This is a genomic window from uncultured Oscillibacter sp. (genome assembly GCF_947654275.1).
Classification (GTDB): Bacteria; Bacillota; Clostridia; order Oscillospirales; family Oscillospiraceae; genus Oscillibacter.
Genome location: NZ_CANTJS010000026.1, coordinates 1 through 13,774 on the forward strand (window position 1 = coordinate 1; position 13,774 = coordinate 13,774).

The following is a 13,774-nucleotide window of genomic DNA, read 5'->3' on the forward strand; positions in this document are numbered from 1 at the left end:
CATCATGCGGTTGCCTATTCTATTCATAAAATGTTCTTTATGCGTACTGTCCATTCTTGCATGTTTACTGGTTTGGATATACTGCCGGGCCTTAGTGTTAAGATCCGCCTGGGTAGGCGTTACTGTCACATCAGACTTCAAGAATGTCGAAAGCCACTTAGTCAAGTCTCGGTCAAAGGGAGAGAGAATGTACCAGCGAATGTAGTGATCCATGGGGGATGCAAAGTTTCCTTCGCGCTTAAAAGGTTTTGGAACGGAGGAAACCAGCAAATGTGGATACTTTCCGTTAGGCTTGAACAGCTTGTTAACCAGAGAGTCTAGGTCTATCCGATTAGGTGTGGACACATCAGAATTGATGGCGTAGCTGTAGTCGTACAGCCGAGCAGCATAATCCATCTGAATTGCACAGGGATCAGCGGAGACCCTTCCCAGCCTAAAGCGGTAGATCAAATTCCCCTCCTGGTCCCGGGTAATGCTAAGAATATGAATCAGGCGGTGTGGGATGCTAGCAATCCGCTTTTCATGATTCCAAGCGATTGCCTCCGGAAATACCAACGGTTCTGTAACCTCAGACGGCTCTTTTTTCGCCGGAGATTCGGGAGTCTCCGGACCTTCAAACAGTTCTTTCTTCCCCAGCCACTTCGGAGGATTGGGCATAGAAAACTGGAAGATGGTACCCTCCTCCCACAGTCGCTCCACCGGAAAGTTCTCCCCCTCCAGCATAAGATTTTGGTCGTGGATAAATGAACGGTAGGGATCGATAAATTGGAGGAATCTATCCGTTGGAACGTATTGATAAAAAAGCAATGCGAGGGAAATCAGCAACTGTGGCCTGTTTGCAAAAATGTTCTTGGGCGGTTCCTCCTGAAAGTCCTCCTCCCTCCCTTGGCGACGGAGCTTAGCTCGTGCTCGCTGCTCCTTCTCCAGCCGGTCACCCTCAGACCGCTGCTTTCTTTCAATAAAAGAATTGCACCAGCGGCACAGGATGTCTTCCTGAACTTGAATGAGTTCCGACTCTATGATCGAGCCTTCCCGAAGACGGTCACGATCTATATTCAGGTATTTCTCTGGCTCATTGTCCATAATGTTAATCTTCCAGCGTAGAAACCCGGCGTGGTCCCGTTTAAGTTGGCGAACCGAAGGCGGGTAAATATAATTTGCATTTGAGATAGGATTGAATTTATACTGGATATTGTACGGGTTTCGCACCGGTGTGGGAAGCCGGAACAAGTTTTTACCGGAAGCTCTTCTGATGGTGCCCTTTCTGACCGTCACCTGATAAATGCGGCAGGTCACTCCGTCAAAATAGTATGCTTTATCATCCTTAAAAGAGAAGGAGCTTCCCTCTACCGAATTTTTCGAATAAAAGGGCAGAATGCTGTCCTCCTCTTTTACCACTTGTACAAGGTCTTTCTTTATATTCTCCCTATGGGGAGAAAAATAGCTGGAGCATATCCTTTCTTTTGGGCCTTTATCAGGCCGCGCCTGTTCGTTTTCCCGAGTCATAGACTGATAATATATGTTAAAATAATCGATTGGGTTTCCTTGGAGGACGCTTTTAATTGCACGGGACATCTCCACATACAGTGCATGAAGGCTGTCGTCTCCATAGAAGTCCGCATCATAATAGAGATACCACGTTCCATTAGAATTTCCCATTGCGTCCCGGAAACACAGGTTGGGATCTATAGCAATTTTCACATTGGTCCCCTGCGGCCCGTTGTCATAATAAATCTTGGGGTCCTTTTGGGTAACCTCGTGGATTTCAATTCTGCCGCAGTTCCGCCCATAGGAGTTAAAGACGATTTTCCGTTCCGGCTCATTGGGCCTTCTGGAGTAAAACTCGATCCGGTCCGACATTTGGAAGACAGATTGTAGGCCAATGCCGAAGACGCCGGAGGGCTTCATCCAGCGGGGCATGTCCTTCATGATCGCAAGAATGCGCTCATTTCGGTCTTTGCTTGAACCAATGTCTGCCATATACTTGGCGTCTTCCGGAGTAATCCCGATTCCCTGGTCTTTCACGCAGAGAAAAACCTTTTTCGCTTCCTTGTCCTCAATCAGTTCAATAGTAATGGGATAATTGCCGAAAATCTCCTCAAGCACAGCAGAGCTATGCTCTAAAAGGTCCATTTCTTTGTCCTTCTGGGCATCCATATCCTTGCCAATATGGTGCCCGTATTTGGAGACGCCCAAGTGGATATAGCGGTTATGCGTAATATCGAACCACAGCTGAATCAGGGAAGCATCTACCGCATTCTGCACTAGCTCACGAATTCCAATATAACGGTTCTGATAAATATTGGTGCCTTCCAGTAATTTCATCACGCGGTCCTGGGGCATCTGCATCTGTAACCGGCGTTCCTCCGCGGTGTAGGGCTTTCCATCTAACAAGATTTCACTTTTTGTAATCAGAGGAGGACGGCCAAAGTCAGCCTGCGTAATTTCTGACCAGCGGAGTCTGAGATTTTCACACTCCCGTTCCAGAAGCTGAATCCAGTCCTGTACAAGTCCAGCAATATCATATCCGTTCTCGCTCCCGCCGCAGGCCGCGCAAACCTCGATTCTTTTTGGCGTGATTAACAGATGATTGATTGCCTCGTGTTTTTTATAGTGCAACTCCGACAGCTTAGGAATGGCTTCCCGATTGCGCCCGATCTCTGTGACGAGCCAGCGGGGAAACCGTCCATTATCTAAATCCAACAAATCCCCCAGGCGCAGCATAGCGGCAATAAAACGGGGATGAAAATCGTCTCCGATAATCCCGTCGGCGCGAATGTTCATCTTGAAAATATTTTCAAATGGATGTCCGTGGGCCTCACAGATATCAACGATCCCCTCTCCCCCACGAACAAACCGTATATTCAGACGACCCATTAGGAGGCCCTGGAAGTCTTCCCAAACATTTTCCACGCCTTGCCAATGTATGGGACGTAGATACATTTGAAGGGCCTGTATAATAAAATGGTATTGTTCCTGAAGAGTGGCTGTTACTTTCCTCTCCTTCATGTACGCAAGAAGGTTTTTGACCGCCTGAATATCCTCTTTCGAAACTGAGGGGTCTTTCTCCTGTTTTTCCAAAAAGTCACAGAACTCCTGGCTTCCGAGGATATCATAAATTTGATTATATGTCACTGCCATCCCATAGTCATGGGCATATGCGCAGCACAAGAGCATAAAAGTATCCGTTGCCGAAAGGGCTGTGATACGTTCCTCTCCCAGAAATCGCTCGATCGCACAAATTACTGAGCGGCTATGAGACGCGTCATGAAGGCTGTAATGCGCAAAAACTCCACGAGAATAGGGCAAGCGGTCCTCCAGGTCCCTTCGCAGTAGCAGCCAAAGGCTGTGCAGGTCCTGAACACCCGGATAATTTTTCGAAAGCCAGGCGAAATACTGTTCTAAGGTTAAAGGTATATTTGCGTCTGCGTCATAGTTGCGTGCCATTATGACTCCTCCTTTAATTTTTAGAAAAGCAAAATCCGTTTTAAGTCAAATTGTTCTTTGCACTTTTACATTGATTGTTGAGATTATACAAACTTGCTTTTGAATATGAACCTATTATAACACATCTTCCGGCTTATTCAACAATATTCTCCGTTTTAACTTGATGATTGTAGATTGGTGTAATCTCATTTTTCGAACTGTCTAATCAAAAAACGGGACCCTTCTTTTGCTCAGCACTTTGCAATGTCTGCGTTTTAGAAATTACACCATATGAGTGCCGCTCTTAAAAAATTAAAATACAAAACTTGGTTTTTACACAGGATCATTGCTGGGACACGGTTTTTGATAAGATTTTTGGGTAAAAGTTCCAGGTCTTTCCTCCGCTCAAAAATATCCAGATTGTCTGACCATTCCGCAAAAGTCCTGAAGTCGTTAGATTTCAGGGTTTCTTCTTTGCTTTTGCGCCGAAATAATTTGGATGAAAAACCGGGTCAGCGCCTTGACCCAAGCGCTGACCCATACGGGGAAATGTCCGGAAGCTACCAGAGAGCACCGGAGAGGATGCCGCCCATTGTATTCGCCGCTTCCCTCTTCGCGGAGGTGGTAACGTGGATGTAGATGTCCAGGGTGAATCCGGCGGAGTAGTGGCCCAGCATCCCGGAGACGGTTTTGATGTTCACACCGTTTTGCAGTGCCAAGGTTGCGGAGGTGTGACGCAAGTCGTGGAAGTGAATGTTCGGGAGACCGGCCCGCTTCAGCAGGACCTTCAACCGGCGATACGCGGAGCCAGGGTCGGTAGGCTGCTCCGGTCTTAGCGGGTTGGGGAATATCCATTCAGTCAGTGCGGACTTTTTTCGCTCACGGAGAACTGTAACTATGCTGCCAGGCAATACGATCTTACGAGTACCGGCGTTGGCCTTGGTATCACCAGTAGTCAGCCCGCCACCATCTTTCCGGCAGACGGTGCGGCAAATTTTTAACGTACCAACGACTTCATCGAAATCCTCCCACTTGAGTCCGCAGAGTTCACCCCGGCGCAGGCCTGTGGTCAGTTCTGTGTAGAAGAAGTCACACCAGATATTATCTTCTGCTATGACCTTCATGAACACATCCAGCTGCTCGTCCGTCAGTATCTGCTTTGCTCCATAGCTGAATCTGGGAGCGACGATCTGTTCAGTCGGGTTGCTGGCAATCAGGTGAGCTTGCTGCGCCGCTTTCAGTACGCCGTGGAGTGTGGTGTGGATGCGGCGCACCGTACCGCTGGCCAGACTGCCGCTCAGCTTCTTATAGAACCGCTGGACATCTTTCGGCGTGAGTCGAGCCAGCTGCTTATCGCCCAAACTGGGTCGGATATGATTCTCGATGTAGCTGCGGTAGCTCCTCAGCGTGTTAGGCCGAAGAGTGTCCGCCATACTCTCCAGCCAGCGGTGGGCGGCGGCTTGTTACCCTCCGGACACCAGCAAGGCCGCACAGCGGCGCACAGGCCGTCACGCTGAGCCGCATTCATTACCGCAGAGTGCGAGTGCCTCCGTGACTCGCTGACGCTCAGCCGCCGCATCCATCTGCGCTGGCTACGGCTACATTACCTATATTCAAGAACATTATGCCCAGGAAATTGCCCAGGTGCAGGAATATATTCCTGTGATCTGCGGCGAGTGGTGTCTGTTTAATTCCTACGCGGTGGGGACCGATACCAAGGGCGGTCAGTCGGTGCTGAATGGGATCGATTTTTCCGAAAATGTCCCCGTTATCTCCGGAGAAGTCCGCAAGCACCTTTATGAGCAGCTGGCAAACGCCCAGCTGGCAGCCTGGCATGAGGGCTCCGGCTACTTCTATTGGAGCTACAAGCTCCTCCTGGACACGGTAAATGAACCGCACTGGTACGGCTGGGATCTGGGCAAATGCGTGGACCAGGGCTGGTTCCCTGCGGGAGGCTGATTCCATTTCGGGTTTTGAAACCGCGTTCCGCCCCGGGGCGGGAATCGAACGGTTTTCAGCGTGCCCGTTATCAAAAATAAGAAGAAGTATGATATACTATGAGCACTCAGCAGATGAAAGCCTTGGACCCCAATGCCCGCCTGACTTTTTTAGAGCGCTTCGCTTATGGCCTGGGCGACTACTCCTGCAACCTGGTTTACTCCGCCATCTCCGCCTTCCTCCTGGTTTATTACACCGATGTGCTGGGGGTGGCAGCCACCACGGCGGGCGGTGTAATGGCTGTCTCCAAGATTTTCGACGGAGCATCGGACCTGATTATGGGCCGCATCGTGGACAATACCAAGAGCAAGTGGGGTAAGGCCCGTCCGTGGATTTTGCGGATGAGCATCCCCCTGGCGGTGTGTACCGTACTGATGTTCTCCGTCCCTGGCAGCCTCACCGGGGCCATGCAGATCGGCTATATCTTCCTCAGCTATAACCTGGTGTCCACCGTGTTCTATACCGGGCTGAATGTCCCTTACGCCCGGGCTCTCCGTGCTTTCGGGAGACGGGCCGGGACAGAGCCCGGCCCCTGCGGACCATCCCCCGGCGAAACATCCTGTAGGGGCGGCCCCCAATCACACCGGGCCGCCGGGAAATGCAAAGATGATTGCAATCTGGATGGTTACGGCTTCTGCCAGCGCCGGATGCCAGGGGTTTAAAGGAACAGCCGCAGGCCTTTGGGGCCTGCGGCTGTGCAGATTTTGTGCAGTTTGTTTAGTCAGGGTAGCGGGTGTAGACGACGTAATAGATGTCACGATAAACGCCGTCTGTGACATACTTCACACCATAATCGTTGTAACTTACTTTGTCGTTATTATTACCTTCGTAGGTCGAAATATAGTAGCGAGTTACACCATTGACGGTGTCGGTTTTGTTGACTTCGGATGCAGCCGTGAGAATGTGTTTAGCAATGCCGTCCGTGCCCATTTTGACAATGATGTCACCAGGTCTTACTTGAGATACACTGTCGAGCTGTCTGATGGGGAAGTTTTCGCCCCCGTTGTTCTTTCCACCAAAGATGGCATCGCTTACAACTCCTGCGAAACCACCGCAGGCGGATTGCATACTTGCTCTGGTAATACTTCCGATGCGCATGACTGCGCCGCTCATCAAACCGAGTTCACGTCCGCCGATTTTTACGTTTGGATTACGGAAACCCGTATTGTCCTTACCCCAAGGCGTTCCGGAGGGATAGACCTGGAGAATTTCATCGATAATCTTGAGGGCGTTTTCGGGAGTGGGTGCGCTGCCATCTCGGAGGGTCAGCGCGGCGGCCTCTTCGGGCGTGGGCTCAGGGGTTGATTCAACCGGCTTGGATTCGGGTTTCTGTTCCATTCCGCCGTCAAACTGGTTATGTTCGCCGCCTGTTGCGGGAGCGTACTGGGCCATGCGTTGGATGACGATTGCCGCCTGCCCGCGGTTCATGATATTGGTTCCGCTGAAGCTGCCGTCAGAGTATCCGGTGATAATGCCCAGGGCGTAGACATTCTTCACGGCGTCCTGATATTGGCCGGGAATGCTGCTGTAGTCAGCAATTTAGGCCTGAACGGCGGACTTTTGGCTGGCATCTGCGGCAAAGCCCTTGGCCTGCATGATGCTGGTCATCATCTGGGCCATGTCATATCTGTTGATACTGGCGGACAGGAGAGCAGGATTGGTGTATTCTTTGCCAAGGCTGGTGTTGTTCAGAATTCCGTTACTGACTAGAGTGCGCATGGCGGGTCCGAATGCGCCATAGGTCGTTTTGATATAGTCGCTTTCGTACGTGGAAATCTGGTCGGGGTAGAAGGCCCGGGCCAGCATAGCGCAGAAGTGGCCGTTTGTAATCGTCTTGGCAGGCTGGAAGGTCCCATCGGCATAGCCGTTGACGACGCCTTTTCCGGCGCAGTACATGACGCCCTTGTAGAACGTGTGGGTGGCCGGCACATCGGTGAAGCTGATGCCCGGAGCCGCTTCGTCCTGGGTTTCAGGCTGGGTCTCGGGTTTGGGCTGGGCTTCCCGGGCCAGCAGGATGGCGTCAGCCAGAGCCTTCACAGTTTCCCGGTCCTCGGGGCTGAGGGCGTCCAGGTTGGGGAGCTCATAGCTGCCATCCCAACCGGCAATCAGTTCCGCGATGAGCTTGAGGCTGGGGTCGATCTCATCGGCGGTTTCCGCCGCGAAGGCGGGGACGCTTAGGCACAGCGCCAGAGCCAGGAACAGGGATGCGAGTCGTTTTTTCATGATGTAAAACTCCTTTCAAAAGTGGGTCGAATAAACCCCTCTATAATATAAGTGCTTTGAAAAGAGGTCAGGGTTTTATTTTTTCGGAAAATTTTTGGGGATTTTTCGTTTGTTTACAAATTGTTCACAAAACCCGGCGGTTTTCGCCCCCGGGAGCCGGGAAAACGGGCGCTGCCCGGGGAAGCGACATGAGGCGTGAGAGTGGGGCCGCAAGAATGCGGCGCGGGGTTTTGGCCTTATCATGATTCAGTTGTTTCATATTGCGTCCTTTCTGTCATTGTTTTCTCACGGCGGTTTCGCGGCAGGGCTGGGGGCGTTTCCGCCCCCCTCCTGCTTGCCGGGGCTTGCCGTGAGGAAAACAAAATCGTGCCGTGCGGACGCAATCATCCCAACACGACACGACTATACATAGCACACACACTGGTTTCCCCTTGCCAAAGATTGACGGCGGGGGTATAATAATCCCGTGGTGCGAATTTCATCGTTGTGTGGACAGCGCGAGTGTCCGCATAGGTCATGGGGGGTTGCCGCCCCTCATGACCACCGCACTATTAAGTTTTCCTCGATTGTTATTTTACGCTCTCCGCCGGGAAATGGCAAGCCCTATTTTAAGAATCTGGATTTATAACCGCCGGTCCGGTTTGCCGGACCGGGCCGGTAAACCCGGATAGCAGGCAAAAGCCCCCTGACGCGGGAACGCGGAAGGGGCTTCCTTAATATATAGCGGCCTTCATCATTGCTGCCGGCGGGCCGCCGAGGGCGGGGCGTGGGCATAACGAAAAAATGAAAAAAACGGAAAAACGAAAAAAACGGGAATTTTCATAAAAAACATCAAATTCCCTCTTGACAGAGGGAGAATTTTCTTTTATGATAGGCAAGTACGCGACGGGGAGAGAGCGTCCCGCGCCGCGAAACTGCGATGAACCGGGAGATTGCTCGAAAGAGGTAACTTCCGGGGAGTATGTCCGATCATCGGGCGGCTGAGAAAAGTCTGTGCGCAGCGTAGATCGCCGCGCCATGACGGGACCGGCCAGCATCTCTGCGCCGGTTTTTTCATGAGCTGGAATGATACGCACGGTTCCGCGGACAGAAATATTTCTCTCGCCGTAGGTTGTCGAGACTCGAAAAACTACCTACGAAATCAGGAGGAAACACTTATGGCTCAGAAAGAAAAGATCCGTATCCGGCTGAAGGCCTATGACCATCAGGTGATTGACCAGAGCGCCGAGAAGATCGTGGAGACCGCCAAGCGCACCGGCGCCGAGGTTTCCGGCCCCATCCCTCTGCCCACCAAAAAGGAGATCATCACCATCATCCGTGCGGTGCACAAATATAAGGACAGCCGTGAGCAGTTCGAAAGAAGGACGCACAAGCGCCTCATCGACATCACCAGGTCCTCCCCCAAGACCGTGGAGGCCCTGATGGCGCTGGAGCTGCCCGCCGGTGTGGATATCGAGATCAAGCTGTAAATTCCCTGCGTTTCACTTCGTGCTCACCGTGTCCGCCGAACCTGCGAGGCGGACGGGTCATGTCGGCAGAGCAATGCGCCGCGGCGTATCTAAGCCGACCAATAACCTTACTTTAAGGAGGAACCTACATGAAAGCGATCATCGGCAAAAAAGTGGGCATGTCCCAGATTTTTGACGAGAACGGCCACGTGATTCCCGTCACGGTTATCGAGGCGGGCCCCTGCGTGGTCGTGCAAAAGAAGACGGCTGAGAAGGACGGCTACACCGCCGTTCAGCTGGGCTTCGAGGACATTGCGGAGCGCAAGCTCACAAAGCCTGAGCTGGGCCACCTGAACAAGGCCGGCGTGGGCCCCAAGAAGCATCTGAAGGAATTCGACCTGGAGAACGCGGACGCGCTGAATATCGGTGACATTGTCAAGGCCGATACCTTCGCCGCCGGGGACTTCGTGGACGTCACCGGCACCAGCAAGGGCCACGGCTTCCAGGGCGTAGTCAAGCGCCACGGCGCGGCCGTGAAGCGCAACACCCACGGCGGCGGCCCCGTCCACCGGCATCAGGGCTCCCTGGGCGCCGGCACCACTCCGGGCCACATCGCCAAGGGCCGCGACGGCGCGGGCCACATGGGCGTCGACCAGGTGACCGTGCAGAACCTCTCTGTTGTGAAGGTTGATCCGGAACTGAACATGCTGGTGGTCTGCGGCGCTGTCCCCGGACCCAAGGGCGGCCTTGTCACCATCAAGTCCACCGTCAAGGTCCACAAGGTCAAGCAGGCCGGCGCGGACATCAGCAAGAACCCGCAGAAGGCTTCCGGCCGCAACCCGCAGAAGGCCTCCGCCAGAAGCAAGTAAGAAAGGGGTGCTGAAATAAATGTCTACTGTGAAAGTTTTAAACATGGCCGGCGCTGAAGTCGGCACTGTGGAGCTCAATGACGCCATTTTCGGCATCGAGCCCAACGAGGCGGTTGTCCACGAAGTGGTCAAGAACCACCTGGCCAACTGCCGCCAGGGCACTCAGAGCGCCCTGACCCGCGCCGAGGTTTCCGGCGGCGGCAGAAAGCCCTGGCGTCAGAAGGGAACCGGCCACGCCCGTCAGGGCAGCACCCGGGCTCCCCAGTGGACCCACGGCGGCATCGTCTTTGCGCCGAAGCCCCGGAGCTACCGGTATGTTCTGAATAAGAAGGTCCGCCGGCTGGCTCTGAAGTCCGTCCTCTCCGCCAAGGCCGCTGAGGGCAGCCTGGTGGTCATCGACGCCATCAAGCAGGACGCCATCAAAACCGCCAGCTTCCGCAAGTTCCTGGACGCCGTGAAGGTGGAGGGCAAGGCCGTTGTGGTCACCCCCGCCGTGGACCAGATCATCGTCAAGAGCGCCCGGAACATCCCCGGCGTGCTGACCACCCCCGCCAACCAGCTGAATGTCTATGACATTCTGAACGCGAAGTTCCTGGTGGTGGATCAGGCCGCCCTCTCCAAGATTGAGGAGGTGTACGCGTAATGGCTACCGCATATGACATCATCATCCGCCCGGTCATCACCGAGCGCTCCATGGCCGGCGCCGCCGACAAGAAATACGTTTTTGAGGTGGCCAAGTCCGCCGGTAAGATTGAAATCCGGAAGGCCGTTGAGGAAATCTTCGGCGTAAAGGTTGCCTCTGTGAATACCCTCACCGTGCCCGGCAAGGAAAAGCGCATGGGCGCAGGCCGGCCCGGTATGACAAAGACCTGGAAAAAGGCCTATGTCCAGCTGACCCCTGATTCCAAGACCATCGAGTTCTTTGAAGGCATGGTCTGATTCTACGGAAGGAGTGTAAAGACAAATGTCGATTAAAACCTTTAAGCCGACGACTCCCTCCCGGCGTCAGATGACAGTCTCCGGATTCGACGGCATTGACAAGAAGGCCAAGCCCGAGCCCAAGCTCACCGAGACCCTGAAAAAGAGCGCCGGACGCAACAGCTATGGCCGCATCACCGTCCGCCACCGCGGCGGCGGCAACAAGCGGAAATACCGTGTCATTGACTTCAAGCGGGATAAGCACGATATGTTCGCCACGGTCCTCCGCCTGGAGTATGACCCCAACCGCTCCGCCAACATCGCCCTTCTGGAATATGAGGACGGCGAGCGCCGCTATATCCTCGCCCCTGTGGGTCTGAAGGCCGGCGACAAGGTGGAGTCCGGCGCCAAGGCCGACATCAAGGAGGGCAACGCCCTGCCTCTGGCCAATATCCCCGTGGGCACCATGATTCACAATATCGAGCTCCATCCCGGCAACGGCGCCCAGCTGGTGCGCTCCGCCGGCACCGCCGCGCAGCTGATGGCCAAGGAAGGCATGGACGCTCAGATCCGTATGCCCTCCGGCGAGGTCCGCATTGTCCGGACCAACTGCATGGCCACCATCGGCCAGGTGGGAAATATCGACCATGCCAACATCAACATCGGCAAGGCAGGCCGCAAACGCCACATGGGCTGGCGTCCCACCGTCCGGGGCTCCGTCATGAACCCCAACGACCACCCCCACGGCGGCGGCGAGGGCCGCGCTCCCGTCGGCCGTTCCGGGCCTGTGACCCCCTGGGGCAAGCCGGCTCTGGGCTACAAGACCCGGAAAAAGAAAAATCCCACCAGCAAGTTCATCGTCAAGCGCCGCAACGAGAAGTAAGGGAGGCAGATGAAATATGAGCAGATCCATTAAAAAAGGCCCGTATGTCGCCCCGGAGCTTCTGAAGCGGGTCGAGGAAATGAACGCGAAGAATGAGAAGAAGGTACTGAAAACCTGGAGCCGCAGCTCCACCATCTTCCCCTCCTTCGTGGGACATACCATCGCTGTCCACGATGGCCGCAAGCATGTGCCCGTCTATGTCCAGGAGGACATGGTGGGCCATAAGCTGGGTGAGTTCGCGCCCACCCGGACCTTCCGCGGCCACCGGAAGGATAACTAAGGAGGATGCAGAACATGGATAAAAGAGAAGCAAAGGCGTACCTGCGCTATGTCCGCATCGCTCCCCGGAAGGTCCAGATTGTCTGCGACCTGATCCGCGGCAAGGACGCCGCCGCCGCTATGGCGATCCTGATGCAGACCAACAAGTCCGCCTCCGAACCCCTGCAGAAGCTCTTGAAGAGCGCCGTTGCCAATGCCGAAAACAACTTCGGCCTGGACCCCGCGAAGCTCGTGGTGTCCGAGGTGTTCGCCACTCCCGGCCCCATTCTGAAGCGGATGATGCCCCGGGCTCAGGGTCGCGCCTACCGTATCAACAAGCGCACTTCTCACGTCACTCTGACCGTGACGGAAAAGGCATAAGGGAGGAGAACAGTTTATGGGACAGAAAGTTAATCCCCACGGTCTGCGCGTGGGCGTCATCAAGGACTGGGACTCCCGCTGGTATGCCAGCGATGAGAAGGTCGGCGACCTGATCGTAGAGGACCAGAAGATCCGCAAGTATCTGAAAAAGACCCTGTATGGCTCCGGCGTGCCCAAGATTGAAATTGAGCGCAGCAACGACGTCGTGACCATCTTCCTGCACTGCGCCCGGCCCGGCATGGTCATCGGCAAGGGCGGCGAGCAGATTGAGCAGTACCGTCTGGCCGTCGAGAAGCTCGTCGGCAAGAAGGTCCGCCTGAACATTGTCGAGGTGAAAAATCCCGACATGAACGCCCAGCTGGTGGCGGAGAACATCGCCCAGCAGCTGGAAAAGCGTATCTCTCACCGCCGTGCCATGAAGAACGCCATGGCCCGCGCCATGCGCGCCGGCGCCAAGGGCATCAAGACCTGCTGCTCCGGCCGTCTGGGCGGCCGCGAGATCGCCGGCGTGGAGCACTACCACGAGGGCACCATCCCCCTGCAGACCATCCGGGCCGACATTGAATACGGCTTCGCGGAGGCTGCCACTACCTTTGGCCGCATCGGCGTGAAGGTGTGGATTTACAAGGGCGAGGTCCTCTCTCAGACTCTGCGCACCACCCCCCGCACCATGGACACCTCCAAGCCCTATCAGGAGCGTCGTGAGCGTCGTCCCCGCCGTGACGGCGACCGCCGCGGCGGCTTCAACCGGGACCGCCAGGGCGGCGGACGCCCCCAGGGCCAGGGCGGCTTTAACCGCGGCGGCCAGGGCCGTCCCCAGGGTCAGGGCGGCTTCAACCGGAGCGGTGCGCCCCGTCCCCAGGGCGGTCTGAACCGTGCCCCCGCCCGTCCGGCGCCGTCCGCGCCTGCCGCTCCCGCGGCCCCTAAGGAAGGAGGAAGCAACTAATGCTGATGCCGAAGAGAGTCAAATACCGCCGGGTACACCGGGGCCGCATGACCGGCAAGGCCATGCGGGGCAACACCCTGGCATACGGCGAGTATGGTCTGGTGGCCACTGAGCCCGCCTGGATTACCAGCAATCAGATTGAGGCCGCCCGTATCGCCATGACCCGCTATACCAAGCGCGGCGGTCAGGTCTGGATCAAGATTTTCCCCGACAAGCCCGTGACCAAGAAGCCCGCTGAGACCCGCATGGGCTCCGGCAAGGGCTCCCCCGAGTTCTGGGTTGCTGTTGTGAAGCCCGGCCGTGTCATGTTTGAGATCGCCGGCGTGTCTGAAGAAGTCGCCCGCGAGGCCCTGCGTCTGGCCAGCCACAAGCTGCCCATCAAGACCAAGGTTATCGCCCGCACCGAGGAAGCAGGTGAGTGAAG

15 protein-coding genes are annotated in these 13,774 nt (G+C 55.3%); 11 read left to right on the forward strand and 4 right to left on the reverse strand.

What is annotated here, in order from left to right:
- Positions 1-3,447 (reverse strand): ATP-binding protein (locus Q0063_RS08310; protein ID WP_297871517.1); only part of this gene is annotated, 3,447 nt, incomplete at its 3' end.
- Between the two features lie 539 nt (positions 3,448-3,986).
- On the reverse strand, positions 3,987-4,868 hold the full coding sequence (locus Q0063_RS08315) for a site-specific integrase (protein WP_297871557.1): 882 nt from the start codon (positions 4,866-4,868) through the stop codon (positions 3,987-3,989).
- Positions 4,869-5,070: 202 nt separating this feature from the next.
- Here Q0063_RS08315 and Q0063_RS08320 point away from each other — a divergent pair, with 202 nt between their 5' ends.
- The gene (locus tag Q0063_RS08320; protein WP_367180348.1) at positions 5,071-5,385 is read left to right on the forward strand and encodes a hypothetical protein; all 315 of its coding nucleotides are present in this window, start codon (positions 5,071-5,073) and stop codon (positions 5,383-5,385) included.
- Between the two features lie 98 nt (positions 5,386-5,483).
- Positions 5,484-6,086, forward strand: a complete 603-nt coding sequence (locus tag Q0063_RS08325; RefSeq protein ID WP_297871518.1) for an MFS transporter — start codon at positions 5,484-5,486, stop codon at positions 6,084-6,086.
- A gap of 55 nt (positions 6,087-6,141) precedes the next feature.
- Here Q0063_RS08325 and Q0063_RS08330 read toward each other — a convergent pair whose 3' ends face one another.
- Together Q0063_RS08330 and Q0063_RS08335 are read right to left on the reverse strand one after the other, a co-directional pair.
- On the reverse strand, positions 6,142-6,963 hold the full coding sequence (locus Q0063_RS08330) for an S-layer homology domain-containing protein (protein WP_297871558.1): 822 nt from the start codon (positions 6,961-6,963) through the stop codon (positions 6,142-6,144).
- Entirely contained in the window at positions 6,964-7,647 is a 684-nt protein-coding gene (locus Q0063_RS08335) for an S-layer homology domain-containing protein (protein WP_297871519.1), read from the reverse strand.
- Between the two features lie 1,157 nt (positions 7,648-8,804).
- On the opposite strand from Q0063_RS08335, the gene rpsJ reads away from it, so the two are divergent.
- The 9 genes from rpsJ (at position 8,805) to rplP (ending at position 13,772) form a co-directional block, all read left to right on the forward strand.
- On the forward strand, positions 8,805-9,116 hold the full coding sequence (gene rpsJ, locus Q0063_RS08340; RefSeq protein ID WP_297871520.1) for a 30S ribosomal protein S10: 312 nt from the start codon (positions 8,805-8,807) through the stop codon (positions 9,114-9,116).
- A 128-nt stretch (positions 9,117-9,244) separates the two neighbouring features.
- Positions 9,245-9,964 (forward strand): 50S ribosomal protein L3, encoded by a 720-nt coding sequence (gene rplC / locus Q0063_RS08345; protein WP_297871521.1) that lies wholly within the window; start codon positions 9,245-9,247, stop codon positions 9,962-9,964.
- Between the two features lie 19 nt (positions 9,965-9,983).
- Positions 9,984-10,607: a 50S ribosomal protein L4 gene (gene rplD, locus Q0063_RS08350; RefSeq protein ID WP_297871522.1), complete on the forward strand. Its 624-nt coding sequence runs from the start codon at positions 9,984-9,986 to the stop codon at positions 10,605-10,607.
- Positions 10,607-10,903, forward strand: a complete 297-nt coding sequence (rplW, locus tag Q0063_RS08355; protein ID WP_297871523.1) for a 50S ribosomal protein L23 — start codon at positions 10,607-10,609, stop codon at positions 10,901-10,903. The genes rplD and rplW overlap by 1 nt, the downstream gene beginning before the upstream one ends.
- Positions 10,904-10,928: 25 nt before the next feature.
- Positions 10,929-11,765 (forward strand): 50S ribosomal protein L2, encoded by an 837-nt coding sequence (gene rplB / locus Q0063_RS08360; protein WP_297871524.1) that lies wholly within the window; start codon positions 10,929-10,931, stop codon positions 11,763-11,765.
- Between the two features lie 16 nt (positions 11,766-11,781).
- The gene (gene rpsS / locus Q0063_RS08365; protein WP_297871525.1) at positions 11,782-12,045 is read left to right on the forward strand and encodes a 30S ribosomal protein S19; all 264 of its coding nucleotides are present in this window, start codon (positions 11,782-11,784) and stop codon (positions 12,043-12,045) included.
- A 14-nt stretch (positions 12,046-12,059) separates the two neighbouring features.
- On the forward strand, positions 12,060-12,404 hold the full coding sequence (gene rplV, locus Q0063_RS08370) for a 50S ribosomal protein L22 (RefSeq protein WP_297871526.1): 345 nt from the start codon (positions 12,060-12,062) through the stop codon (positions 12,402-12,404).
- A 16-nt stretch (positions 12,405-12,420) separates the two neighbouring features.
- Entirely contained in the window at positions 12,421-13,350 is a 930-nt protein-coding gene (rpsC, locus tag Q0063_RS08375; RefSeq protein WP_297871527.1) for a 30S ribosomal protein S3, read from the forward strand.
- The gene (rplP, locus tag Q0063_RS08380; protein WP_297871528.1) at positions 13,350-13,772 is read left to right on the forward strand and encodes a 50S ribosomal protein L16; all 423 of its coding nucleotides are present in this window, start codon (positions 13,350-13,352) and stop codon (positions 13,770-13,772) included. Before rpsC ends, rplP begins: the two co-directional genes overlap by 1 nt.
- Positions 13,773-13,774 lie beyond the last annotated feature (2 nt).